Source organism: Paracoccus aminovorans (assembly GCF_900005615.1).
In the GTDB taxonomy this organism is placed as follows: domain Bacteria; phylum Pseudomonadota; class Alphaproteobacteria; order Rhodobacterales; family Rhodobacteraceae; genus Paracoccus; species Paracoccus aminovorans.
Genome location: NZ_LN832559.1, coordinates 2940213 through 2965477 on the forward strand (window position 1 = coordinate 2940213; position 25265 = coordinate 2965477).

Below are 25265 nucleotides of genomic sequence, written 5' to 3' on the forward strand. Positions count from 1 at the left end.
CGAGCCGGCGCGGACCTATGCGGCCCTGCCCCGAGCGGGCCGAGTCTCCGCTACCTTGCCAAAACGGAACCATACCATGTCCCGACTTCTTCCCGGCGTCATCGCCATGGCCGCCATAGTGGTGGCCTCGAACATCCTCGTCCAGCACCTGCTTGGCCCCTGGCTGACCTGGGGGGCGATCACCTATCCGATCTCGTTCCTGGTCACCGACATCATGAACCGGGTCTATGGCCCCGCCGCCGCACGCCGGGTGGTGCTTGCCGGCTTCGTGACCGGCGTGCTGTGTTCGCTCGTGGCCGCGGGCATGGACAAGACCACGCTGCGCATCGCCGTCGCCTCGGGCGCGGCGTTCCTTTCGGCGCAGCTGATGGACATCGCCGTGTTCAACACGTTGCGAAAATACAACTGGTGGTTGCCACCCCTGGCCGCCAGCGTGGTCGGCTCGGTGGTGGATACCGCGCTGTTCTTCAGCATCGCCTTCGCCGCACAACTGGCCGTGCTGTTCCCCGCCGACGATGTTTCCTGGGCAAATGAGCCGGTTCGGCTGCTGGGCCTGGGACCGGTGCTGCCGCTGTGGATTTCGCTGGCCGCAGCCGACTGGCTGGTGAAGTTCGCCCAGGCGATTCTGGCGCTTGTCCCCTTCCGCATCGTCGTCGGAAATTTGATCCAGCGCCGCGCGCAAATTCATTGACTGGTCATTATTTTGTGGCAGGCTGAGCGCATACGGCAACTTATTGAAAGGAGGTGGTCCAGTGTCGAGAGTGATAGTGGAGAGAGGTGTCGGGACAGTCAGGGGGGCCGTGGCCTGAGGGCAGCCCCAAGGGTCGTAAACCCTGGCTGGGACGGTGGGCACCAACCCTAACCGGACCATCTCCGTGGATCTCGCGAGCCGCTCCCACGGAGCGGCTCGTTCCCTTCGAGGCCGCGCGACAGGCCGCGCCGCCTTCGTTTCGCCGGCTTCGTTTCGCCGCCTTCATTTCCTGGCGCCTGCCGCTACTGCCGCGCGCGCCGCATCTCATGCAGCAGATCGACCTGAATGCGCTGGATCTCCAGCAGCCGGCGCCACTGATGCGTCAGCTGGTGGTCGATCTTCTCATGCAGCTGCCGCAGCTCCAGTTCCGTCTTCAGGTTGATCTGATAGTCGTTCTCTGCCCGGCGGCGGTCCTTGGCCTCTTGCCGGCGCTGGCTCATCATGATGACCGGCGCCTGCAATGCGGCGATGCAGGACAGCACCAGGTTCAGCAGGATGAAGGGATAGGGGTCGAAGGGCCGGACCAGCAATCCGCCCGCATTGACCATCATCCACAGCGCCAGGACGGCGACGAAGCTGAGGATGAAGCCCCATGAACCGCCCCAGTCGGCGACGCGATCCGCCATGCGCGCGCCGAAGCCCAGACTCTCGTCCCGGTCGTCGGGCGCGGTCAAAGGCGTCAGCAGCGCGCCGCGCGACAGCACCTGCGCCACCTCGGCCTCCAGCTCGCCCAGCTCGCCGGTCTCGTCGGCCAGAAGCTGGGTCAGGTAGAGCTGGCGGTATTTCTGCAGGCACTCGCTGCAGATCCGGCTGCTTTCGTTCCAGTCGGGCACATCCTTCACGATCAGTTCGGCCAGCGTCTGCCGCACGTCGGAGGCGGCGCTGAGATCACGCGGCTCCTTCGGCCGGCCGCAGACCAGGCAACTCGACGAAACAGGCGGAGGCTCGGGCATCATGCGACCTTCTCGATCAGAAACAGCGGCTGCGGCGGATCGCGCTTCGCATCGCCGAAGCCCCGGATGGGTATTTGCGCAACGGTGAAAAGACCAGGATCTGGTGCAGTTTCACCGCTTTCCGAATGCCCTGCTCGGCCGCGCCGCCTTCGGGGTCAGAGACGTTCGATGGCCAGCGCGATGCCTTGCCCGCCGCCGATGCACATGGTGATCAACCCCTTGCGGCCGCCCGTGCGCATCAGTTCATACATCGCCTTCACGGTGATGATGGCGCCGGTGGCACCGACCGGGTGGCCCAGCGCGATGGCGCCGCCGTTCGGGTTCACCTTGGCGGGATCGAGGCCGAGGCTCTTGTTGACCGCCAGCGCCTGGGCCGCGAAAGCCTCGTTCGATTCGATCACGTCGAAATCGCCGGCCTTCAACCCGGTGCGTTTCAGCAGCGCCTCGACCGCGGGAACCGGCCCGATGCCCATGACCTCGGGCCGCACGCCGGCGACGGCATGGCCCAGCACCCGGAACAGCGGCTTGGCGCCCGCCGCCTGGGCCGCGTCGGCCCGGGCCAGCACCAGGGCCGCGGCGCCGTCGTTGATGCCCGAGGCATTGCCCGCCGTCACCGTACCGTCCTTTTGGAACACCGCCTTCAGCCCGGCGAGCCGGTCCAGGTCGGTGGATTTGGGATGCTCGTCGGTGTCGAAGGCGACCATGCCCTTGCGGGCCTTGACCTCGACCGGGACGATCTGGTCCTTGAAATGCCCCTGCGCGATGGCACGGGCGGCGCGGTCCTGGCTTTCCAGCGCGAAGGCGTCCTGGGCCTGGCGCGAGATGTCATGTTCGCGCGCCACGTTCTCGGCGGTGACGCCCATGTGGCCGGTGCCCATCGGACAGGTCAGGGCGCCGGTCATCATGTCCAGCATCTGCACCTCGCCCATCTTGGCGCCGAAGCGGGCGGCCGGCACGGCATAGGGGGCGCGGCTCATGGATTCGGCGCCGCCCGCCACCGCGAAATCGGCGTCCCCCAGCATCAGCGCCTGCGCGGCCGAGACGATGGCCTGAGCGCCCGAACCGCAGAGCCGGTTCACGTTCATCGCCGGCGTGGTGTCGGGCACGCCCGCCTCCAGCATCGCCACGCGGGACAGGTACATGTCGCGCGGCTCGGTGTTCAGCACATGGCCGAAGACCACGGTGCCGATGCGCGCGGGCGCGATGCCGGCGCGGTCGATGGCGGCGCGGGTGACGGTCGCCGCCAGTTGGATCGGAGGCACGCCCGCCAGGCTGCCGCCGAAGGTGCCGATGGCCGTGCGGGCCCCCGACAGGATGACGATCTCGTTTCCGGACATGATTCCCCCTCCGCAAAAGGCCAGACCTGCACCAGTCGTAGCCGCCGCCCGGCGCGTGGGAAAGCCCGCCCTCTTGCGACGCCGCGGAATCTGGGCAGAATGCCGGCATGAGCGACGATCCGCGACTGAGCCTGCGCCTGCATTTCGACTCCGGCCTGACCTTCGGGCGCGGCAAGGCCGATCTGTTGCAATTCATCGACGAGGACGGCTCGATCTCGGCCGCGGGGCGGCGCATGAAGATGAGCTATCGCCGCGCCTGGTCGCTGGTCGAAGAGATGAACGGCCATTTCGACACCCCGCTGGTGGACAGCAGCCGCGGTGGCGCCAAGGGCGGCGGCGCCGTGCTGACCGAGCGCGGCCGCGAAGTGCTGGACGATTATCGCGCCTTGGAAGACCTGCTGCGCCAGCAGGGCGCCGGGATCCTGGCGCGGATGCGCCACGGACAGCGTCCTGTTTCGGTGTAAATAGCGGTTGCCAGCCGCAGCCGGGGCTGGTTATGTCCATTCTGACACAACGAATGGAGCCACCCATGCGCCTGCCTCTGGTCGCCGCCGCGCTGATCGCGCTGGCCGCCCCCGCCGCCCATGCCGACGAGATCACCATCTTCGCCGCCGCCAGCCTCAAGGACGCGCTGGATGACATCGCCGCGAAATGGCAGGAAAGCCACGACGATACGGTGGTGATTTCCTACGCCGGCAGCTCGCAGCTCGCCAAGCAGATCCAGGAGGGCGCGCCGGCCGACCTGTTCATCTCGGCCTCGAGTTCGTGGATGGATGCGGTGCAGGAATCGGGCGACATCGACCCGGCCACGCGCAAGGACCTGCTGGGCAATACGCTGGTTCTGGTCGGCACCGGCAAGCCGGCCGAGGCGCCCGCAACCGACCTGCCCGCGCTGCTGGGCGACGGCAAGCTGGCCATGGCGCTGGTCGATTCCGTGCCCGCCGGCCAATACGGCAAGGAGGCGCTGACCAAGCTGGGCCTGTGGGACAAGGTCGAGGGCCAGGTCGCCCAGGCGGACAACGTCCGCGCCGCGCTGAAGCTGGTCGCGACCGGCGAGGCACCGCTGGGCATCGTCTATGGCAGCGACGCCGTGGCCGAGCCGGGCGTGGGCGTGGTGGCGACCTTCCCCGAGGACAGCCATGAAAAGATCACCTATCCCGCCGCCGTGACCAAGGCCGCCGACACGCCCCAGGCCGCCGCCTTCCTCGACAGCCTGTCGCAAGAGCCGGCGAAGTCGGTGTTCGAATCGCAGGGCTTTACCGTCACGCAATGAACCTGACCGACTGGCTCGGCCCCCAGGAATGGCAGGCGGTGCGGCTGTCGCTGCGGGTGGCGGGCGTCGCCACCCTCGCCAGCCTGCCCTTTGCCGTCGCCGTCGCCTGGCTGCTGGCGCGGCGGCGCTTTCCCGGGCATGGGCTGGTCAGCGGCATCGTCCACCTGCCGCTGATCCTGCCGCCGGTCGTCACCGGCTATCTGCTGCTGGTCACCTTCGGCACGCAGGGGCCGGTGGGCAGCCTGCTGAAGCCCCTGGGCATCGTCTTTGCCTTTCGCTGGACCGGCGCGGCGCTGGCCTGCGGCATCATGGCCTTTCCGCTGATGGTCCGCGCCATCCGCCTGGGGTTCGAGGCGGTGGACCCCAGGCTGGAACAGGCCGCCGCCACCCTGGGCGCCCCGCGCATCTGGATCTTCCTGACCGTGACCCTGCCCCTGATCCTGCCCGCCATGCTGGCCGGCGCCACACTGGGCTTCGCCAAGGCGATGGGCGAATTCGGCGCCACCATCACCTTCGTCAGCAACATTCCCGGTCAGACCCAGACCCTGCCCTCGGCCATTTATGCGCTGCTGCAGACGCCGCTGGGCGAAAGCGCGGCGCTGCGGCTGGTGCTGGTCTCGGTGGTGATCGCCATGGCGGCGGTGCTGGTCTCGGAATGGCTGGCGCGGCGCATGGCCGGGGGGCGCTGATGCTGGAGGTCGCCTTTCGTCGCGACTTTCCCGGCCTGTCGCTGGATGTCGCCTTTCGCGCCCCGGTCGGGGTGACGGCGCTGTTCGGTCCCTCGGGCTGCGGCAAGACCACCACCATCAACGCCATCGCCGGGCTGATGCGGCCCGACGCGGGGCGAATCGCGCTGGACGGGCGGGTGCTGTTCGGCGACGGCATCGACCTGCCGCCGCAGGCCCGCCGCATCGGCTATGTGTTCCAGGATGCGCGGCTTTTTCCGCATATGACGGTGGCGGCGAATCTGCGCTACCCCTCGCGCTGGCGGCGCGGCGCGGCGCGCGACTTCGACCGTATCGTCGAGATGCTGGCGCTTGGCCCGCTGCTGAAGCGCCGTCCCGCCACGCTGTCGGGGGGCGAGCGCCAGCGGACCGCCATCGGCCGCGCGCTGCTGTCGGACCCGGCGCTGCTGGTCATGGACGAGCCGCTGGCCGCGCTGGACGAGGCCCGCAAGGCCGAGATCATGCCCTGGCTGGAGCGGCTGCGGGACGAGATCCGGCTGCCGATCCTTTACGTCAGCCACTCGGTCCCCGAGGTGCTGCGGCTGGCGACGACCGTGGTGCTGATGCAGCGGGGCCGAGTCTGCCATGCCGGGCCGCTGGCCGGGATCCTGGCCGATGCCGCGCTGGCGCCGCAGCTTGGCGCGCGCGAGGCCGGGGCGCTGATCCGCGGCCGCGTCGAAGCGACCGAACCCGACGGCATGATCCGCGTCGCCACCGCCGCCGGGCCGATCCTGCTGCCCGGCCCCCTGCCCGCCGGGCGCGAGCTGCGGTTGCGAATCCTCGCCCACGAAGTGATCCTGTCGCGCGCGGTGCCCAGCGGGCTTTCGGCGCTGAACGTGCTGCCGGTGACGGTCGCGCGCATCGACGGCGGGCTGGTCCAGCTTGTCGCCGGGGATGAGCGGATGCTTGCGCAGATCACCCCGCGCTCGGTCAAGGCCCTGGAATTGCGGCCGGGAACCGCCTGCCACGCCATCGTGAAATCGGTCTCGGTCCTGCCCGGCTAGGCGGCGCGCGGCTTTGTCATTTGCGCGCCGCCCGGGATTCCGCTTATGCTGGCCGCAAAAAACATGAGGGCAGTATGAACAGGTTTCTCAAGCTCGCCATCGTCGGGCTGGTCGCCTCGTGCGGGGGCGGCGGGAACTACAAGGCACCGCGCAATCTGGAAAACGCCTGCATGCTCGCCAGCGAGCGTCCGGCCTATATGCGCGCGATGAAGCAGACCGAGCGGCGCTGGGGCGTGCCGGTGCATGTGCAGATGGCGACCATCCACCAGGAATCGAAATTCATCGGCGACGCGCGCACGCCGCATCGCTATGCGCTGGGGATCATCCCGATGGGGCGCCAAAGCTCGGCCTATGGCTACAGCCAGGCGCTGGACAACACCTGGGACGACTATCGCAAGGAAACCGGCAATCGCCGCGCCCGCCGCGACAATATCCGCGACGCCACCGATTTCATGGGCTGGTACATGGACGGCACCGCGCGCCGGCTGGGCGTGTCGAAACAGGACGCCGCCTCGCAATACCTGGCCTATCACGAGGGCCGCTCGGGCTTTGCCAACGGTTCGCATCGCGGCAAGCCCTGGCTGATGACCGTGGCCGGCAAGGTGCAGGCCCGGTCCGAGCTTTACCGGATGCAGCTGGCCTCCTGCCGCTGAGACCGGGGGTCGCCCGCCTATTTGCGGCGGGCGATCTCGTTCTCGATGGCGAAGGTCGAGGGCTTGAAGGACACCCCGGTCTTCATGTCGCCCAGGATGACCGTGGTGCGCTTGCCCGCGTCGTCGGTCACCACCCATTGCCGCAGCTGGGTCGGGTTCGCCGTGAAGACCATCTGGATATTGCCGTATTCCGGGTGCTGAGGGTCCTGCGCGGTGACCACGGTGGCGTTCTTCTTTTCGGTATAGCCGGTGACCATCCGCGCCTGGCCCAGGTTGATGTTCGGCGCCAGGATCAGCGACAGCGGCGTCTTGGACAGCGGATATTGCTGCGGCCCGCTGCGCGACTTGCCGTCGAAGACCGCGACCTGCCCGGCCGAGGCCAGCACCAGCGTCCGGTCGCCCTTGTATTCGAAGCGCACCCGGTTCGGGCGCTGGATATAGACCGTGCCGGTCGTGATGCTGCCATCGGCATTGACCTGGGTGAAATCCGACACCGCGGTCTTGAGGCCGTTGAGATAGCGCGAGATCTCGTTCAGCGGAATCTTCTCGGCCATGGCGGGAAAGGCCATGGCAAGGGCAAGGACGGGCGCGAGGGCGAGCGTTTTCAGTTTCATGCCGGGAATGATAGCGTCTCTCCAAGGTCTTGCACATCACGTTCGCTGGATGCGCGGCCGCTCAACGCTGACGGCGGCGTGAGCGTTCCCTGCGGCATGCGGCGTTCGCCGCCAAGCCCCGGGTTTCGCCCGTCCGGGCGCAAAGCGGGCGTCCCGTTGCGGGCAATGCCCTACAGCCGCCGGCCGGTCAGCAGCCGCGGCATCGGCTTCAGGCTCAGCCCCGCCGCCTGGCGCATGAAGCCGCGCCGCAGGGCGGGGACGGCGTTGACCGCGCCCATGCCCAGTTCGCGCGCGGCGCGCAGCAGCGGGTTGGCATTGGAAAACAGCGCGTTCACCCCGTCCATGCCCAGGGCCAGCGCGGTGGCGTCGGGCCGGCGCCAGTCCTGGTAGCGCGCCAGCACCGGGTCCGTGCCGATGTCCTCGCCCCGGCGGTGGGCGGCGACCAGCACCTCGGCCAGCGCGGCCACGTCGCGCAGGCCCAGGTTCAGGCCCTGCCCGGCGATGGGATGCACGCCATGCGCGGCATCGCCCACCAGAGCCACGCGCGGGGCGGCGTAACGCTGGGCCAGGGTCAGGTTCAGCGGATAGGAGAATCGGGGACCGGCCAGCCGGATCGCGCCCAGGAAATCGCCGAAGCGCGGCCGCAGGACGGCAAGGAATTGCTCATCCGGCAGGGCCATGATGGCACGGGCGCTGTCCTCGGGTTCGGACCAGACGATCGAGCTGCGGTTGCCGGGCAGCGGCAGGATCGCCAACGGCCCCCCGGGCATGAAGAACTGATGCGCGACGCCTTGGTGCGGCAGGTCGTGATCCACCGCCGCGACCAGCGCGATCTGGCCATAGTCATGACCGGTGCGGCGGATGCCGGCCCGCTGCGCCACGCCCGATTGCCGGCCGTCGGCGCCGACCAGCAGCCGCGCGTCCAGGCTGCGGCCGTCCGACAGCGCGACGCGGATGCCGGCGTCCTCGACGGCCTGGTCCAAGACCGCGGTGCCGGAAAGATGCGTCACCCGCCCGGCCATCGCCCCCAGCAGCGCGCGATAAAGGAACCTGTCTTCAAGCATATAGCCCAGGCGGCCCTCTTCGATCTCGGCACTGTCGAAATGCAGGCCGAAAGGGCCGGGACCGTCGCCGGCCACGCCCTGGCTGGCCGCGACCTTGCGGATCTCCTGCGCGTTCGGCGCCAGTTCGGACCACAGCCCCAGAGCCGCCAGCAGCCGCTGCGAGGCCAGGGCCAGCGCATAGGCGCGGCCGTCGAAAGCCTCGCCGGCGCGGGCGTCGGCGGGGCGGGCGTCCACCACCGCCACGCGCAGCCCCGCATCCGCCAGGGCCAGCGCCAGCGCGGGGCCGTTCAGCCCGCCGCCGGCGATCACGATGTCGAAATCCGTCGTCATGGCCCCGCACTATGCCGCTTGCCCGGGCTTTGTCCATGCGTCATCGCCGCCCGCCTGCGCCATTGCGGGCGCACCCTCGCCGGGCTAGCGTGACGGCTATTGCGACACAGGACTTTTGGGGGAACGGCATGGACTGGCTCAAGGCAACGGCTGCGGAACAGGGGCGGGCGATCCTCGCCGGACTCATCAGCCCGCTCGGGCAGGTCGAGGCCTATCTGGACGCCGCGGCCCGCCACCCCTACGGCAAGCGAATCTATGCCCGGCTGACCCCCGAACGCGCCCGGGCCGAGGCCATCGCCGCCCATGACCGCGCCCGCGCCGGTCTGCGCCGCGGCCTGCTGGACGGCGTGGCGATCAGCTGGAAGGACAATATCGACAGCGCCGGCATCGCCACCGAGGCCGGCTCGCGCCTGCTGAGCGGCCGGGTGCCCGAACACGACGCCGCCATCCTGGCCGGCGCCACGCTGGACGGGCTGGTCTGCCTGGGCAAGACGCATATGACCGAACTGGCCTTTTCCGGCCTGGGCGTGAACCCGATGACCGCGACGCCGCCGAACAGCATCGACCCGGCGCTGGCGCCCGGAGGCTCCAGTTCCGGGGCGGCGGTCTCGGTGGCGCTGGGGCTGGCGGCGGCGGCCATCGGCAGCGACACCGGCGGCTCGATCCGGGTGCCGGCGGCCTGGAACGGGCTGGTGGGCTTCAAGCCGACCACCGGCGCGGTGATGTCCCGCGGTGTGCTGCCGCTGTGCCCCCGCTTCGACGTGGCAGGCCCCATCGCCCGCACCGTCGAGGATTGCGCCGAGCTTTTCGCCGTGCTGCGCGGCGAGCCCGCGGTCGACCTGACGGATGCCGACCCGCGCGGACTGCGGCTGATGGTGCTGGAAGGCGTCCCCTTCGACGATGCCCGCGCGGCGCCGGTCGCGGCCTTCGAGGACGCGGTGGACCGGCTGGCCCGGGCCGGCGCCCGCGTCACCCATGCCGCCCCGCCCTGCGTGGCCGAGGCCATGGCGCTGGCGCCGATCCTCTTCGCCCCCGAGGCCTATGGCTTCTGGCGCGAGCAGATCGAGGACGCGCCGGACCTGATGTATCCGCCGATCCTGGAACGCTTTCGCAGCGGGCGCGAGGTGCTGGCCGCCGACTACATCGCCGGCTGGCAAGAGCTCGACCGGCTGCGCACCGCCTGGACGCGGCTGGTCGCCGGTTTCGACGCGGTGATCCTGCCGACCGCGCCGCTGCTGCCGCCCGAGATCGACCGGCTGCAGACCGACCCGGTGTTCTTTGCCCGCGAAAACATGCTGACGCTGCGCAATACCCGCATCGGCAACCTGCTGGGCCTGCCCGCGATCAGCCTGCCGACCGGCCATCCCGGCTGCGGGCTGATGCTGATGGGCGCGGCGCAGGGCGACCGCGCGCTGCTGGTCGCCGCCGCCGCGGCCGAGGCCGCATTGCGCTGAGCCCCGGATTTTCCGGGCAAATCCGGGAAAGACCGGGCCTTGCGGCCCGCGAAACTCTGGACGCATCGGGGGAATGCCGGTAGTCTGGCCGCAAACGGGGCGCAACGACCCCGACTGAGAGGCAGCCATGGCACTACCCGAGCGGTTCTCGAACCTGCCGGATTACGCGTTTCCGCGCCTGCGGAAACTGCTCTCGGGCATCGCGCCCGGGGGGGAACCGCTGATCCTGACCATCGGCGAGCCGCGCCATGCCATGCCCGATTTCGTCGGCCGGGTCATGGCCGAAAGCATCGCCGATTTCGGCAAATACCCCGCGAACGAGGGCACGCCGGACCTGCTGGCGGCGATCTCGGGCTGGCTTTCGCGCCGCCACGGGCTGGAGGTCGCGCCCGAGCGGATCATGGCCCTGAACGGCACCCGCGAGGGGCTGTTCAACGCCGCCCTGGCGCTGGCGCCGGAACGCAAGAACGGCCAGCGCCCGGCGATCCTGGTGCCGAACCCGTTCTACCAGGTCTATGCCGTCGCCGCCGCCGCCGTGGGCGCCGAGCCGGTCTTTGTCCCGGCGACGCCGGAGACAGGCCATATGCCGCGTTTCGCCGATCTGCCCACCGAAGTGCTGGACCGGGCCACGGTGGCCTATCTGTGCTCGCCCGCCAATCCGCAGGGCAGCATCGCGTCCGAGGACTACCTGGAAGAGCTGATCGCGCTGGCGGAAAAGCACGATTTCCTGGTCTTTTCCGACGAATGCTATTCCGAGATCTGGCGCGACGCCCCGCCGCCCGGCGCGCTGGCCGTGGCGACGCGGATGGGCCTGCCCGACCGGGTGGTGATGTTCAATTCGCTGTCGAAACGCTCGAACCTGCCGGGGCTGCGCTCGGGCTTCGCGGCGGGCGGCGCGGAACAGATCGCGCAGATGCGGCGGCTGCGCAGCTATGCCGGCGCGCCCCTGCCTCTGCCGGTGCAGCGCGTCAGCGCCGCCGCCTGGGCGGACGAGGCGCATGTGGACCAAAGCCGGGCGCTCTATCAGCAGAAATACCGGATCGCCGACCGGGTGCTGGGCAATATCCCCGGCTATCAGCCGGTGGCAGGCGGTTTCTTCCTGTGGCTTCCGGTCCCCGAAAGCGTCGGCACCGGCGAGGACGCGGCCAGGAAGCTGTGGGCCGAGGCCGGCATCCAGGTCCTGCCCGGCGCCTATCTGGCGCGCGACGCCGAAGGCGGCAATCCGGGCCGGAATTTCATCCGCGTGGCGCTGGTCGCCCCGGCGGACCAGACCGAGGCGGCGCTGAACCGCCTGAAAAATTGTTTGTATCAAGGGGGTTGACGCATGGCGAGCTGGCAGGCGAAACACCGCGATCCGTTGTTCGATCAAAGCACGCAGGCGGCGCTGGAACGGCGCGGCAAGGAATTGCTGGGCGCGGGCCTGGTCATCCTGGGCGTGCTGATCGCGATGATGCTGGTCAGCTATTCGCCCGACGATCCCAGCTTCATGTCCGCCACCGACCAGCCGGCCGAGAACTACCTGGGCCGTTTCGGCGCCTATGTCGCCTCGGCGCTGTTCATGATCACCGGCTACGGCACCTGGGTGCTGGTGGTCGGCGCCGTGGCCTGGGGGCTGCGGCTGATGCTGCACCGGGGCGAGGAACGGCTGATGCGCGGCATCTTCCTGCCCATCGCCATGGTGCTGGTCTCGATCTATGCGACCTCGATGGCGCCGCCGGCCGACTGGCGGCAAAGCTTCGGCCTGGGCGGGCACCTGGGCGACATGCTGATGGGCGGGATGCTGTCGGCGATGCCGATGAAGGCCTCAATCGCGATCAAGGTCCTGGCGCTGCTGACCGCGGCCGGCGCCACCGCCTTCCTGGCCTTCGTGCTGGGCTTCGACCGCAAGGAATTGACCGTCATCGGGAATTTCCTGCGCGAAGGGCTGGCGACCGCCCGCATCCTGGCGCTGCAGGCGGTGGACCGCGGCGCGCGGCTGTCCTCGGGCGCGGCGCGGGGGATCAAGTCCCGGGCCGAGGCCCGGCGCGAGCGGATCGGCCGCGAAGCCTCGGCCGAACTGCCGGTCTCTGCGCGCCGCACGGCCATCCCGGCCATGCCCGCCTCGCGCCAGGATTTCGATGAGTTCGCGCCGCAATCCGAACTGGTCGAGCCCGAAACCCATTACGCCGAGGATGACGAGGCGCCGTCGGACGCGACCATCAGCGCCCGGATCAGCGACGCGATCCGCAGCCGCAACGAAGGCAAGGGCTCGCTGCTGTCGGCCGTGACCTCGCGCCTGAGCGGCGCCCTGGCCGCGGCGCCGCGGGTCGAGCCGCCGCTGTCCGCCGAGGACGACGACCTGCCTGGCCCCGCCGTGGCGAACCCCTTCGGCGCCGAGACGCCGCGCGTGGTGGTGCCGCCGAAAAAGCCCGCGCCCTCGCGCCAGGCGCTGGCCGAGGCCGAGCCCTCGATGCGGTTCGACGAGGTCTCGAACCCCTATGAGAATCCGCCGCTGTCGCTGCTGGCCGCGGCCGAAACCGTGCAGCGCCATCAGCTGAGCCAGGAGGCGTTGATGGAAAACGCCCGCATGCTGGAGGCGGTGCTGGACGATTACGGCGTCAAGGGCCAGGTGACCGAGGTCCGCCCCGGCCCGGTGGTGACGCTTTACGAGCTGGAGCCGGCGCCGGGTCTGAAGGCCAGCCGGGTGATCGGCCTCGCGGACGACATCGCGCGGTCGATGTCGGCGCTGTCGGCGCGGGTCTCGACCGTGCCGGGGCGCAGCGTCATCGGTATCGAGCTGCCGAATGCGCGCCGCGAAAAGGTCGTCCTGCGCGAGATCCTGGCCTCGAAAGCCTATGGCGACGGCACCCAGCCGCTGCCGCTGGCGCTGGGCAAGGACATCGGCGGCGGGCCGGTGGTGGCGAACCTCGCCAAGATGCCGCACCTGCTGATCGCCGGGACCACCGGCTCGGGCAAGTCGGTAGCCATCAACACCATGATCCTGTCGCTGCTCTACAAGCTGTCGCCGGACGAATGCCGGCTGATCATGATCGACCCCAAGATGCTGGAGCTGTCGGTCTACGACGGCATCCCGCATCTGCTGTCTCCGGTCGTCACCGACCCCAAGAAGGCCGTCGTCGCGCTGAAATGGGTCGTGGGCGAGATGGAGGAACGCTATCGCAAGATGTCCAAGATGGGCGTCCGCAACATCGAGGGCTACAATGGCCGCGTGCGCGAGGCGCTGGACAAGGGCGAGCTGTTCAAGCGCACCGTGCAGACCGGATTCGACGAGGATACCGGCGAGCCGGTGTTCGAAACCGAGGAATTCCAGCCCGAGACCTTCCCCTATATCGTTGTGATCGTTGACGAAATGGCCGACCTGATGATGGTCGCGGGAAAAGAGATCGAGGCCTGCATTCAGCGGCTGGCGCAGATGGCGCGGGCCAGCGGCATCCACCTGATTATGGCGACGCAGCGGCCTTCGGTCGATGTGATCACAGGCACGATCAAGGCGAACTTCCCGACCCGGATCTCGTTCCAGGTCACGTCCAAGATCGACAGCCGCACCATCCTGGGCGAGCAGGGCGCCGAGCAGCTGCTGGGCCAGGGCGACATGCTTTACATGGCCGGCGGGTCCAAGATCACCCGCGTGCATGGCCCCTTCGTCAGCGACGAGGAGGTCGAGGAAGTCGTCAATCATCTCAAAAGCTTCGGCCCGCCCAGCTATATGTCGGGCGTGGTCGAGGGCCCAGACGAGGAGCGCGCCGACAGCATCGACATGGTGCTGGGGCTGTCCACCGGCGAGGGCGGCGATGCCGAGCTTTACGACATGGCCGTGGCCATCGTCGCCAAGGACCGCAAGTGCTCGACGAGCTATATCCAGAGGAAGCTTGCCATCGGCTACAACAAGGCGGCGCGGCTGGTCGAGCAGATGGAGGAGCAGGGCGTCGTCAGCCCGGCGAACCATGTCGGCAAGCGCGAAGTGCTCGTCCCGGAAGTGTGATCGCAAAGTTTCGCGGGACAAGGGCCGGGCGCGATGCCCGGCCTTTTTCGTTGCGCGGGCAACTGCGTGCGTTGTGCGGTGCTCATGGCCCCTGCCCTGCCGCTGAAAACCCGGAAAATGCTGGGGGTTTTCGCTGTGACGGCCGTGCAAGGGGGCGTACACCGCGCGTACATAGGGCGTATGCCGTCAAGGAGATCAGATCTCTTCGGGCCATTCGATCGTGACCTCGCCTCCGAAAAAGGCCGCCGCCCGAGCAACCGGCTTGAGCTTCACGTCGCGACGACAGCTTTGATAATAGCTGCCGGTTTTGAGGCGGCGGTCCAGATCCACCAGCGAGACGCCGGCGGCAAAGGCTCGCGCTCGGATCGCGTCGAGCGCAGGATCATCAAGCGGACGCGGCCGGTAACGACGCTCGGCCCCGACATGGCGTGCCTTGCCTTTCAGCTGGGCCAGTCTCATGCCGGGAAAGCTGGCAAGGAGATCGCGGTCGGAGACGCCGCGCCGGAACAGCTCCAGCAGGCAGCGCACTTCACGGTTGGTCCAGATATGGCGAGAGGACGTCATGCCAAGACAACGGCAACGGTATCTCAAGGCATTCAGCGAGCGATGCGGCAGGCTGGCCTGCATCTGCTTGTAATCGGGATAGCCGCAACGCAGCAGGTCATCCTCGGCGCCGGTCCATCGAACCATCCGTCGTTGTCCATCGGACATGGATGCGCCCACCCATGACGGCGACCGCGCGACCGACCAGTCGCAAGTCATGGCGACGCGGGGCACAGAAATACCCCCTCCCGCCCGTATAGCTGTCGAGATCCCGCATCGTCAGCCCAAGCTGATGCGCCCGCAGTCGAACCTGATCGAGCAGCGCGAAACCGGTCGGCTTTGGCGCAGGGCGGGGCCGGACGATTCCGATCCGGTTGGCCTTGCTCCAGATCTGGCGCTTGGTCTTGCCGGGAAACATCTCCAGCAGCGCCGCCATGGGTTCGCCCTTGGCATAGGGGCGGCGCAGCTTTTGCGCCTCGGCCTCGGACCATATGCGCAGCGGCGGCACGAGGCCAAGCTGCCGGGCCTTGTGGCGGATCGCGCAGGTGGTGCGGCCGGGCAGCAGGTCGTGCAGATGCGGATCGCCCGGAAAGAGCCTGCGCAGCGTCGAAAGCTCGACCTCGGTCCAGAGACGATGGCCGCCGAGGGTGCAGCCGGTTCGCGCCATATGGCGACGGATCGCATTGGCGCCGTCAAAGCCGCGCCGCTGGCTTGCGGAAAGCAGCATCATCCTTCTCCGCCGAATCCCGGCAAGACCAGCAGCGCAGGATAGGCAAGGCCCTGAACCGGAAGGCCCTACCCCTCATGTCCCATCACAAGCGGCCCGGCGTCGGCGCTTTTCTCGCGCCCGCCCGAGCCCTCGTCCACCGTCACCACTACGGACAGCCCGGGTTCCAGATATTCCGACATCTCCTGCCCCGGATCGATGGCGATCCGCACCGGCAGGCGCTGCGCGACCTTGGTGAAGTTGCCGGTGGCGTTCGAAGCCGAGAGCAGGCTGAATTCCGAGGCGGTGGCGGGCGAGAAGGCTTCGATGCGGCCGGTGAAGCTGCGGTGTTGCATGGCGTCCACGGTGAAGGTGGCGCGGTCGCCGATGCGGACGCCGTGCAGCTGGGTTTCCTTGAAGTTCGCGATCACCCAGACCTCGGGGCCGACATGGCTGACCAGCGCGGTGCCGGCGGTGACATATTGCCCCTGCCGCACGCCGAGCTGGCCCAGCCGGCCGTCCGAGGGGGCGCGGATCACGGTGTTGTCGAGGTCGATCTGCGCCAGTTCCACCGCCGCCTTGGCCGAGGCGATCTCGGCGCGCTTGGCGGCCAGCCCGACCTCGGCGCCGTTGACGGTTTCCCGCGCGACGGCGATGGCGCTTTCCGCTTGCGTCACGCCGGCCTCGGCCTGGCGCAGCGCCAGTTCGGACTGGTCGGCCGAGCTTTGCGCGGTGACGCCGCGCGATTGCAGGGCGCTGGCCCGGTCCCAGGTCGATTTCGCGGTGTCGCGGGCGGCCTCGGCGGCGGAAAGCGCGGCCTCGGCCGATTGCAAGCTGGCCTGGGCGGAATGCACCGATTGCTGCTGGATCTTCAGCGCCGCCTCGGCGCCTTCCAGCGCGGCCTGGGCCTGCGCCAGCTTCTGGCGGTATTGCCGGTCGTCGATGCGGGCGACGACCTGGCCCTGGCGCACGGTCTGGAAGTCCTGCACCTCGACCGCGGCGACATAGCCCGAGAGTTGCGGCGCGACGGTGGTGATCTTGCCGCGGATATAGGCGTTCTCGGTCTGCGGATGCGAGGAATTGAACGGCGGCAGGTGCCAGGCGTAAAGCACGATCAAGAGGCCGGCGAGGCCGGCGACGAGGGCGATCAGCGTGGGGATCAGGTGGTTCTTGGTCATTTCGCGGGCTCGGGGTTGGCGGGCAGAACGGCAGGCTGGCGGCGCGCGGCCATCCAGTCGCGGAAGATGTGGAGCAGCAATGCGCAAAGCGCCGTCGCCGCCACCAGGAAGGTCAGAAGATAGGCGTCGTTATAGGCCATGACATAGGCCTGGTTGCTGGCGTCCTGGGCGATCAGCGCCACCGCCTGCGCCTTGCGGGCGGCGATGTCGGGCATCTGCGCGGCCAGCGCCGCCATGCGCGCGGCGATGGCGGCGGTGGTTTCCGGGTCGGCTGCCGTCAGCTCTTCGCGCAGGACCTGCAGGTGCAGGGCCTGGCGGTGGTTGATGAAGGTCGAGAACAGGCCCGAGCCCATGGCCCCGCCCAGCGACTGGGTTGAAATGAACACCACGACGAAGGACAGCAGGTAGTTCGGCCCCTTGGCTAGCGCCGCGACCAGCCCCTGCATCATCGCCGGCGCCAGGTAGAATGTGCCCGAGAACGCGATCAGCGCCTGGCTCAGCATCATCTGCGCCGGCCTTGTGTCGATGGTCGAATGGCTGTCCATGAAGGCGCCGGTGCAGAACAGGACCAGCGCGATCAGGTGCAGCACCGGCACGCGTTCGGGCTTGATCACCGGGATCAGCGCCAGCCCTCCCAGCACGGTGGCGGCGGTGATCATGGCGAAAAGCGGCACCAGCTGACCTTGCGTCACGCCGAGGATGGTGAACATGCGCGGCGCGCCCGAGCTTTGTTCCGACAGCACCAGGCGAAAGATAAGCAGCGTCACGGTCAGGTGCACCATGGCCGGGCTGGCGAGCCAGCGGATGTCGAGAAGCGGCGTCTTGCGGTGCAGCTCGATCACCACGGCACCGGTCAGGGCGACGGCGGCCAGGGCCAGCACCCAGCCGATCCAGGGGGTGTCGGTCCACCAGAAGGTGGCGCCCATGGTGAAGGCCGCTGTCAGGCTGCCGAAGCCGATGGCGATCAGCACCCAGCTGACCAGGTCCATGGCGGCGATCACCTTGACGCGCGGCAGCGAGGTCAGCGGCAGCGCATAGACCAGCGCCAGCGACACCGCCGCCAGCCCCAGCGACATCAGGTGCAGGGGACCCCAGCCCAGGTCTCCCATCAGGCTGGGCGAGATCACGCGCGCCAGCGACGGTCCCGCCGAGAGCATGGCCATGACCATGGGCAGGCCGAGCCGCATCTTCCAGGCCGGGGGCAGCGGTTCGAGCATGTACATGAAGGCAAGCGTGGACAGCGGCGCGGCGGCGGCGCCGGCAAAGAACTGCACCACGATGGCCGAGCGCAGGTCCGAGATCGCCAGCGCCGCCAGCGAGACCAGCAGGTAGAGCACGATGGCCACCTCGGCAAAGCGGCGCAGGCCGAACTGGGTGCGGATCTTGATGAGCATCAGGGGCAGCGAGGCGCGCGGGATCAGGAAGGCCGCCATCAGCCAGGTGGTCTGGGTCTGGGTGGCGCCGAGGTCGCCGGCGATCTGCGGGATGTTGCTGCTGACGAATCCCTGCGCCAGGCCCTGGGTCATGCCGATGGTCAGCGAGGCGCCGATATAGCCCAGCGTCATGGGCAGGGATTTCGGCACGAAGGGCGGCGGGGCGGCCGGGGGGGCCGGCGTGGCAGAGGGGGTGGTGGCCGGAGTGCCCGGGGCGGCGGCCGGGGTGGCGGCGTCGCTCATGACTGGCGCAGCTTTTCGGCGTTCTCGGCCATGCGGGCCAGCGTGCGGCGGGTGGCGGCAAGATCGCCCTCGGGGATGCCCTCGGACAGCGCGGCATCGACCTCGGCGCGGAAGCCCAGCAGGGGCTCGATGCGGGCGGCGTCGGTCAGGTGGACGGCGTGCTTGCGCGCGTCGCCCGGCAGGGCGCGGCGCTCGGCCAGGCCCTGCTGTTCCAGCGCGTCGAGCAGGCGCTTCAGCGTGGGCGTCTCGATCCCCAGCGTGGCGGCCAGCTTGGCCTGGCTCGCGCCCTCGTCGCGGCCTATCGCGGTCAGCAGGCGGGCGCGGGCGAAGGTCAGGCCGTAACGCTCGACCCGCATCTCGAAGGCGGCGCGGATGCTGCGGGTCAGCGCGATGAGCGTGTCGAAGATCATGGTTTCGGGCATGGCAGAATCCGGCGCCGGGGGCGAGTCGCTTTCGTTAGTTAGCTAACTAATGAAAACCGCCGCCAAGATCAAGGCCCGCCTGCGGGTATCGCGGGCGGGGCCTTGGGCCGAACGGGCGCGGGGCGCGTCAGTAGTCGCGTTCGTAGAACAGGCCGATCGAGCTTTCGCCCTCGCTGTCCACCGAGCCGCGCGCGGTCAGCGCCTTGTTGATGTCGAGGTTCAGGTTCAGCTGGGTCTTGCCGTCGCCGCCGACCTGCACGTCGGTATAAAGGTTTTCCGACAGATACTTGCCGGCACGGACCGAGACATTGCCCTGGTCGTCGGTGGCAAGGTCCAGATCGTCCAGCCCGGTCGAGGCGCGCAGCCGGCCGATGATGCCCTCGCCGCCCTTGCCGGCCAGGGTCGCCACGGCGCTGGCAAGCTGGGCCGCCTGCAAGGCGCTGATATTGTCGAGGCCCCGGCCGAACAGCAGCTGCGACAGCACCTCTTCCTGCGGCATCTCGGGCGAGGATTCGAAGGTGATCTCGGGGTCGTAGGCCTCGCCGTCGATGATGATGCGGGTGGTGATGTCGTCCTGCTGCGTCTCGGCCACCAGGCGGATCACCGGGATCAGGCTGCCCTGCAGCTCGATGATGCCCTCGGTCATGTCGAAGCGCTTGCCCAGCAGGTCGACGCGGCCGCGGATCAGTTCCAGCTTGCCGATGGGGATCGGCTGGCGGGCGTTGCCGGTCAGGCGGATCTCGCCGCCCAGCTCGGCATCGACGCCGCGGCCGCGCACGAAGACCTGGTCGGGGGCCGAGATCAGCAGGTCGAAGCGCGCCGGATTGGCCGGCGGGATCGCCGGCGGCGAGGTCATGCCGGCGGCGGTGGCGTCGGGGCTGGGGAACTCCAGCAGCCCGGCCTTGGCCCGGGTCTGGCGCTGCGGCGGCCGTTCCGAGCGGTGGATGATGTCGGGGATCGCCCGCGCGCCGCCGAGACCCGTCGAGGGGATGCGCAGTTCCGTATGGCCGACGTCGATGCGGCCCGAGACCAGCGGCCCCTGCCCTACCGTGCCCGCGACGGTGATGGCGCCGTTGACCCGGGTTTCGTACAGGTTCGGGTCGCGCAGCACGACATTCGCCAGCCGCACGTCCAGGTTCATCTGCCGACTGCCGGTCAGGTTGACCGGGCCGGTGACCGAGATGGTGCCGCCGGCCTCGACCGCGCCGCGCACGTCCACGTCGATGCGGCCGGCGTTGAAATCGGCATTGGCGTTCAGGCTGCCCACGGCCAGGCCGAAGCGCGGCTCGGCCAGCCGGCCACCCGTTAGCGCCACCCGGCCCGAAAGCGATTCCAGCGCCGGCTTGCCGTTCAGCCGCAAGTCGAAGCTCAGCGGCCCCTCGACCGAGCGGGTGCGCAGGAAGGGGTTGGCGGCCGCGGCGTTGCTGGTGCCCTCGACGCGAATGTCGGCGGTGGCGAAGCTGGTCGCGGCGGTGCCGGTGACGCGGGCCCGGGTATCGCCCGGTCCCGTCGCGATCAGGTTCACGTCGTAGTTCCGGCCGGCGTTGCGGATGGTGCCCTTGACCGTCGCCGGCCCCGGGAAGCCCTGCACCAGCAAGCCAAGATCGGCGAGCCGGGCGTCGAGGTTCAGCCCCTCGGACGGGCTGCCGTCGCCGGTGACGGAAAGCTGCGGGTTCTGCGCCCGCAACCGGCTGACGGTCACGCTGCCGTCGGCGCGCTGGGTCGCGGCAAGCTCGATCTGGGTCCGGCCGGCCAGCACGGCATCGGCCTGAGCATTGCCGACGGCAAGGTTGCTGGCATTGCCGGTCGCGGTGATCGCGCGGGTGCCGTCCTGCTGGTCCTGCACCCGGCCCTGGGCCTGCACCGCGCCCCGGAAGCCACGGCCGAGGAAGCGCAGGTCGTCGGCGCGCAGGTTGGCGGTCAGGTCGGTGGCGCCCTTGCCGAGCTTGCCGGCGGCGTCCACGTTCAGGCGCGGGTTCTGCACCGTCGCGGTGTCGATGGTGAAGACGCCGCCGCGCTCGGTCCCCTGCACGGCAAGCCGGGTCTGGCCGGCCAGCGCGCCGTCGACCTGCGCCTGGCCGAAGGACAGGTCGGTGCCGGTGCCGGTCACGTCCAGCCGCCGCGCGCCGTCACCCGCGTCCTTGAAGCTGCCCTGCGCATCCAGCGACCCGCGCCAGCCGCGGCCGAAGCTGGCCAGCGACTTGATGTTGACCGCGCCGGTCATGTCGGTCGCCTTGCCGATGGTGCCCTGCGCGGTGGCCTGCATCTGCTGGTTCTGCAGGTTGAAGCTGTCGATGGTGAATTCGCCGCCCTGCTCGCGCGCGGAGAGTTTCAGGTCGGTGACGCCGGTCAGCGCCCCGTCAACGTCCTGCTGGCCGAAGCGCAGGTCGGTGCCGCGCCCGCTCAGCTCCAGCCGGCGGGCATTGCCCTGCTTGGACGCGGTGCCTTGCAGCACCACCCCGCCCGAGAAGCCGCGGCCCAGCACCGCAAGGTCGGGCATGGCGACGGAAAGCTCGCCGTCCAGCGCCTGCATCGAGAAGCTGCCCTTGCCCTGGGCGTCGAGCTGCGGGTTCTGCAGGCTGAACTGCTGCAGCTGATAGGCGCCGGCGCTTTCCAGCAGCTCGACCACCAGGTCGGTCTCGCCCTTGAAGGCGCCGTCGATCTCGGGCCGGCCCAGGGTCAGGTCCTGCGCCTTGCCCTGCAGCGCCAGCTTGCGGCCGCCCTGCGGGCCGGTCAGATGCGCCTGGGTCCGCACCGCCCCCGCATAGCGCGGGTCGGCGACCGACAGATCGGGCATCGAGATCGTCGCCGTCACGTCGCTGGCATTGCTGTTCAGGTAACCCTGCGCCTCGGCCGTGAGGTTCTGGGCATTGACGGTCAGGTTGCGCAGCTGGATGCCGGTGCCGTCGCGCTTGGCCGACAGGTCGATGGTCGATTCGCCGGCCAGCATGCGGTCGGCCTGATCCTGGCCGATGCGGATATCATGGCCCTTGACCTGGGTATCCAGGTCGAAACCCTTGCCCAGCAGGACATAGCGGCCCTTGATCGCCGCCTCGGCCCGTCCGCCCAAGGCTCGCCCGGCCAGGCGCGAGAAATGCGACAGGTCGTCGTGCGTTGCGGTGATGTCACCCGAAACGGCAAGGCCGCTTTTCAGGCCCGAGACCTCGGCCTCGCCCTGGAAGCCGTAGCCCTTGCCGTTGATGTTCATGCCCCAGAACTTCAGCGCATTGCCGGGGGTGAAGGCGAAGTTCAGGCCGCCGTTCAGCGTGTCGCCCAGGGCCTCGGCCAGGCCGGGGTCGGTGGGCTTGACCTCGTCCATGCCGAAGGCGACCCAGCCGCGCACCTCGGACAGCGCCTGGACGTCGGTCAGCAGCACCCGGCCGCGACCGTCGAGCCGCAGCTCGGACAGCGACAGGTCGGGCCGCGTCATGTCGCCGACGCGGCCGTTCAAGACCCAGCCCGCGCCCTGCGCGGCGTCGTAGTCCAGCCGCAGATTGCCCGAGGTCACGGTCATCGGCTTGTCGCCGAAGGGCACCGCGACCGGCAGTTGCGTGGCGCCGGCGTCCTGGCCCAGAAGCAGCGTCAGATGCGCGCTTTCCGGCGCGCCCTGGGCGGTGGTGGCGACCGAGCCCGCCAGGTCCAGCGCCCCGGTGGTGACCTTGAGTTCCGGCACCAAGAGCCGGCCGTCGGCGCCGCGCCAGCCCTCGGCGCGGATCTGCGAGGTGCCCTCGAAGAACTGCTGGTTCTCGGGCGAGGTCAAGGTCGCGATGTCGCCGTCGAGCTGGGCCAGGAAGGCCGTGCCCGGGGCGCCGTCGCGCGGTTCGGCCCGCACGGAAACGCTGCCCTGCACGCGTGGCTCGCCGTCGGTCATCAGCGCGATCTTGGCGGTGTAATCCGACAGCGGCCCGGTGCCCGAGATCTCGGCCTGCACGGCCGGGCGGCCGTTCATCTTGACGATATTGGTGAAAAGGCCGTCCTTCGCCTCGTCCAGCTTCAGGTCCAGCGCCAGCACCCGGGTCTCGTTGGAAAAGCCCGCGTCCAGCAGGAACTGGCCGCGCGGACCGTCGACGCGGTCGATGGTCAGCTTGGTGGCGCCTTCGCCGTTTGCGAGGTTCATCGAGCCGTCGATGGCGATCACCGCCTCTTGGCCGATGATCGGCTGGCCCAGCTCGACCCGGCCGACCTGGATCTTGTCGATGTTCACGCTGACCGGCAGCTGCGGCAGCGAAAACTCGCGCGCCTCGGGCTGCGGCGCGCTGTCGCCGCCGCCGGGCAGACGCGGCAGGATGATGCGTTCGGCGGACAGCTCGTCGATCTGGATGCGGCGCGACAGCAGAGCCGAGCGGCTCCAACTCATGGCGCCGTTTTCCAGCGTGATCCAGACGCCGTCGTCGTCGGCGATGGTCATGCGGTCGAAGGTCGCGCGGGACGACAGCGCACCGCGGAAGCCGTCGATCTGCACCTCGCGGCCGGCGCCGGACAGCTTTTCCTGCAGGAAGCGGGTGATGAAGCCCTTGTCGTCCTCGACCTGCTGCGAGATCTCGGCGGCGCTGTCCTGCGCGGCGGCGACCAAAGGCGCGGCCAGCACGAGGCAAAGGGCGAAGAGGAAACGGTAAGCCAGATCGCGCATCAGAATGCCTGCCCCAGACCGATATAGACCTGCACCCCGCCGTCGTCGCCATCGCCGCCGCCGACCGGCGTTGCAACGTCGAAGCGCAGCGGGCCGATCGGGGTCTTGTAGCGGATGCCGGCACCGGCGCCGGCCTGCCAGCCGCTGGCACCGGACCAAGCGCTGTCCTCCCACACCCGGCCGGCGTCGGCAAAGATGGCGAGGCCGATCTTTTCGCGGACCTGGATGCGGGTTTCGGCGGTCAGGGTGACGATGGACATGCCGCCGGTCTTGACCGGGCCCTCGGGGCCCTGGATCACCTCGACGCCCAGCGATTCATAGGAATGGCCGCGCACGGTGCCGCCGCCGCCCGACCAGAACAGATAGTCGCGCGGGGTTTCCTGAATGTCTGGGCCGGCGACGGTGCCCAGCCGCGCCCGGCCGGCCAGCGTGAACTTGTCGTCCTTGCCGAAGCTGTAATAGGCCCGGCCCTCGGCGGTGATCTGCGCGCCCGAGCCGGTCTCGTCCTGCAGTCCGACGAAGGGGATCACCCCGCCCGACAGCCAATAGCCGTGCTTGGCATCGTTCTTGTCGTCGCGCTTGTCCCAGGTGACCGAGGCCGGCAGCGCGAACAGCCGGAAGTCGGTCTGGCCCGAATCGTCGTCCACCCGCAGCGCGCGATATTGCAGCGCCACGTCGGCGGTCAGCTGGTCGCTGGGCAGCCAGGTGAAGCCCAGGCCGAAGGTGCCGGACTTGAGGTCGTAATCCTCTTCCTGCTGGCTGACGACCTGGGCCAGCACATAGCCGGTGGTGTCGGCGGTGATCGTCGCCGGCCGGTCGATGCGGACGCCCAGGTTATAGTCGCGGCCGGTGTCGCCGCCGATGTCGGAAACGCCGGCATCGACGCGCAGCCGCTCGCCGCCGCGGAACAGGTTGCGGTTGATCCAATAGGCGGTCAGCGCCAGCCCGTCAGTGTTGGAATATTCAAAGCCGGCGCCCAGGCGGCGCAGCTTCTGCTCCACCACCAGCAGGTCCACGTCCAGCGTATTGCCGGGGCCGATATAATCGGCCTCGGTCAGGGTGATGGCCGAGAACACGCCCGAGCGGCGCAGGCGCTTCCTGACATCCTCGAGCTTTTCTGGGTCGAATTTCTCGCCCTCGGGAAAGCCGGCGATCTTGCGCAGCCGGCGCGGGTCCATGCGCTTTTCGCCGCGGATGGTCAGCTGGCCGAAGCGCAGTTCCGGGCCGGGGGCCAGCAGGATCTGGCTGTCGATCTTGTTGGTGGCGTGGTCGGCGACGATCTCGGTCTTGGCCACGTCCGCCTTGGCATGGCCCACGTTGCGCCAGCCCGAGACTGCGGCGGTGGCGGCCGATTTCATGTCGCCGGTGCGGGCGATGGCGCCGGTGCGATAGTCCTTGGGCAGCACGGTGCCCGGCGCCACCGGCGCGATCTCGGCCCGGCTGTAGCGGAAGCGCGGCCCCGGCTGGACATGGACCACGACCTTGTGCACCACGGCGGGCGCGTCGAGCGGGGCGATGGCCGCGGCCTCGGTCCCGTCCAGCGAAATGTCGATCAGCCCGGAATAATAGCCGTTGTCGTAGAGCACCCCCAGGATGCGGGCATAATCGCCGCGCGCGGCGGCCAGGATGTCCTGGCCGGTCACCCGCCCCTCGTCCTGGGCCGAGACCAGCAGCGAGGTCGAACGAATCTGCGGCAGCAGGTCGTCATCGCCGCCCGAGACGTTGAAATCCAGGTCCACGGGCGAGGAATCATTGCCCTTCTTGCCGCCGAACAGGCCCGAAAACGGCGAGGAGGACGAGGATGAGGACGACCCCGAGGACTGCGCCCACACCATGCCCGCGCCCGTGCCAAGCACGATTGCGGCGGATACGCCTGCCGTAATCCAGCTTCTCATTGCCTGTCTGCCCTGCTTTTTGCCGGTTTTGCGGCAGCATCGCAGGGAAGGTTAACAAAATCCAGCGCAGCGGGC

Annotated in this window: 20 protein-coding genes; 9 read left to right on the forward strand and 11 right to left on the reverse strand. The window is 69.2% G+C overall.

All coding sequences use genetic code 11. From position 1 onward, the window contains the following. The first annotated feature begins 76 nt into the window (after nucleotides 1-76). Nucleotides 77-691 carry a VUT family protein gene (locus JCM7685_RS14635; protein WP_074966463.1) on the forward strand — a complete coding sequence of 205 codons (615 nt, stop codon included), beginning with the start codon at nucleotides 77-79 and terminating at the stop codon, nucleotides 689-691. A 302-nt stretch (nucleotides 692-993) separates the two neighbouring features. On the opposite strand, the gene JCM7685_RS14640 is transcribed toward JCM7685_RS14635, so the two are convergent. After that, entirely contained in the window at nucleotides 994-1704 is a 711-nt protein-coding gene (locus tag JCM7685_RS14640; protein WP_074966500.1) for a DUF1003 domain-containing protein, read from the reverse strand. A gap of 155 nt (nucleotides 1705-1859) precedes the next feature. Then, entirely contained in the window at nucleotides 1860-3041 is a 1182-nt protein-coding gene (locus JCM7685_RS14645; RefSeq protein WP_074966462.1) for an acetyl-CoA C-acyltransferase family protein, read from the reverse strand. Nucleotides 3042-3148: 107 nt separating this feature from the next. On the opposite strand from JCM7685_RS14645, the gene JCM7685_RS14650 reads away from it, so the two are divergent. From JCM7685_RS14650 to JCM7685_RS14670, 5 genes are all read left to right on the forward strand, one after another. After that, nucleotides 3149-3505 (forward strand): winged helix-turn-helix domain-containing protein, encoded by a 357-nt coding sequence (locus JCM7685_RS14650; RefSeq protein WP_074966461.1) that lies wholly within the window; start codon nucleotides 3149-3151, stop codon nucleotides 3503-3505. Nucleotides 3506-3570: 65 nt separating this feature from the next. Then, on the forward strand, nucleotides 3571-4314 hold the full coding sequence (modA, locus tag JCM7685_RS14655; RefSeq protein WP_083412585.1) for a molybdate ABC transporter substrate-binding protein: 744 nt from the start codon (nucleotides 3571-3573) through the stop codon (nucleotides 4312-4314). Further along, the gene (modB, locus tag JCM7685_RS14660; RefSeq protein WP_074966459.1) at nucleotides 4311-5003 is read left to right on the forward strand and encodes a molybdate ABC transporter permease subunit; all 693 of its coding nucleotides are present in this window, start codon (nucleotides 4311-4313) and stop codon (nucleotides 5001-5003) included. Before modA ends, modB begins: the two co-directional genes overlap by 4 nt. Beyond that, complete coding sequence (gene modC / locus JCM7685_RS14665; protein WP_083412591.1) at nucleotides 5003-6043, forward strand: molybdenum ABC transporter ATP-binding protein; 1041 nt, start codon at nucleotides 5003-5005, stop codon at nucleotides 6041-6043. Before modB ends, modC begins: the two co-directional genes overlap by 1 nt. A gap of 74 nt (nucleotides 6044-6117) precedes the next feature. Then, nucleotides 6118-6696 carry a transglycosylase SLT domain-containing protein gene (locus JCM7685_RS14670; RefSeq protein WP_074966458.1) on the forward strand — a complete coding sequence of 193 codons (579 nt, stop codon included), beginning with the start codon at nucleotides 6118-6120 and terminating at the stop codon, nucleotides 6694-6696. A gap of 17 nt (nucleotides 6697-6713) precedes the next feature. On the opposite strand, the gene JCM7685_RS14675 is transcribed toward JCM7685_RS14670, so the two are convergent. Both JCM7685_RS14675 and JCM7685_RS14680 read right to left on the reverse strand, forming a co-directional pair. Continuing rightward, nucleotides 6714-7310 carry a LolA family protein gene (locus tag JCM7685_RS14675; protein WP_074966457.1) on the reverse strand — a complete coding sequence of 199 codons (597 nt, stop codon included), beginning with the start codon at nucleotides 7308-7310 and terminating at the stop codon, nucleotides 6714-6716. Between the two features lie 170 nt (nucleotides 7311-7480). Continuing rightward, a complete protein-coding gene (locus tag JCM7685_RS14680; protein ID WP_074966456.1) occupies nucleotides 7481-8704 on the reverse strand; it encodes a UbiH/UbiF/VisC/COQ6 family ubiquinone biosynthesis hydroxylase in 1224 nt (407 codons plus the stop codon). A 128-nt stretch (nucleotides 8705-8832) separates the two neighbouring features. On the opposite strand from JCM7685_RS14680, the gene JCM7685_RS14685 reads away from it, so the two are divergent. From JCM7685_RS14685 to JCM7685_RS14695, 3 genes are all read left to right on the forward strand, one after another. Then, entirely contained in the window at nucleotides 8833-10158 is a 1326-nt protein-coding gene (locus JCM7685_RS14685) for an amidase (protein WP_074966455.1), read from the forward strand. A 127-nt stretch (nucleotides 10159-10285) separates the two neighbouring features. Continuing rightward, on the forward strand, nucleotides 10286-11479 hold the full coding sequence (locus JCM7685_RS14690; protein ID WP_074966454.1) for an aminotransferase class I/II-fold pyridoxal phosphate-dependent enzyme: 1194 nt from the start codon (nucleotides 10286-10288) through the stop codon (nucleotides 11477-11479). Nucleotides 11480-11482: 3 nt separating this feature from the next. Beyond that, entirely contained in the window at nucleotides 11483-14140 is a 2658-nt protein-coding gene (locus JCM7685_RS14695) for a DNA translocase FtsK (RefSeq protein ID WP_074966453.1), read from the forward strand. Nucleotides 14141-14335: 195 nt separating this feature from the next. On the opposite strand, the gene JCM7685_RS14700 is transcribed toward JCM7685_RS14695, so the two are convergent. The 7 genes from JCM7685_RS14700 to JCM7685_RS14730 all read right to left on the reverse strand — a co-directional run bounded on the left by JCM7685_RS14700 (nucleotide 14336) and on the right by JCM7685_RS14730 (nucleotide 25190). Further along, the gene (locus tag JCM7685_RS14700) at nucleotides 14336-14830 is read right to left on the reverse strand and encodes an SANT/Myb-like DNA-binding domain-containing protein (protein ID WP_074966452.1); all 495 of its coding nucleotides are present in this window, start codon (nucleotides 14828-14830) and stop codon (nucleotides 14336-14338) included. Then, nucleotides 14802-15410 (reverse strand): hypothetical protein, encoded by a 609-nt coding sequence (locus tag JCM7685_RS14705; protein ID WP_074966451.1) that lies wholly within the window; start codon nucleotides 15408-15410, stop codon nucleotides 14802-14804. The genes JCM7685_RS14700 and JCM7685_RS14705 overlap by 29 nt, the downstream gene beginning before the upstream one ends. A gap of 68 nt (nucleotides 15411-15478) precedes the next feature. Next, complete coding sequence (locus JCM7685_RS14710) at nucleotides 15479-16567, reverse strand: HlyD family secretion protein (RefSeq protein ID WP_074966450.1); 1089 nt, start codon at nucleotides 16565-16567, stop codon at nucleotides 15479-15481. Next, nucleotides 16564-18243, reverse strand: coding sequence for an MFS transporter (locus JCM7685_RS14715; protein WP_074966449.1), 1680 nt, complete (start codon nucleotides 18241-18243; stop codon nucleotides 16564-16566). The genes JCM7685_RS14710 and JCM7685_RS14715 overlap by 4 nt, the downstream gene beginning before the upstream one ends. Further along, nucleotides 18240-18665, reverse strand: coding sequence for a MarR family winged helix-turn-helix transcriptional regulator (locus JCM7685_RS14720; protein WP_074966448.1), 426 nt, complete (start codon nucleotides 18663-18665; stop codon nucleotides 18240-18242). The genes JCM7685_RS14715 and JCM7685_RS14720 overlap by 4 nt, the downstream gene beginning before the upstream one ends. Nucleotides 18666-18792: 127 nt before the next feature. Continuing rightward, a complete protein-coding gene (locus JCM7685_RS14725) occupies nucleotides 18793-23295 on the reverse strand; it encodes a translocation/assembly module TamB domain-containing protein (RefSeq protein WP_074966447.1) in 4503 nt (1500 codons plus the stop codon). Next, nucleotides 23295-25190 (reverse strand): autotransporter assembly complex protein TamA, encoded by a 1896-nt coding sequence (locus tag JCM7685_RS14730; protein ID WP_074966446.1) that lies wholly within the window; start codon nucleotides 25188-25190, stop codon nucleotides 23295-23297. The genes JCM7685_RS14725 and JCM7685_RS14730 overlap by 1 nt, the downstream gene beginning before the upstream one ends. Nucleotides 25191-25265: the final 75 nt, after the last annotated feature.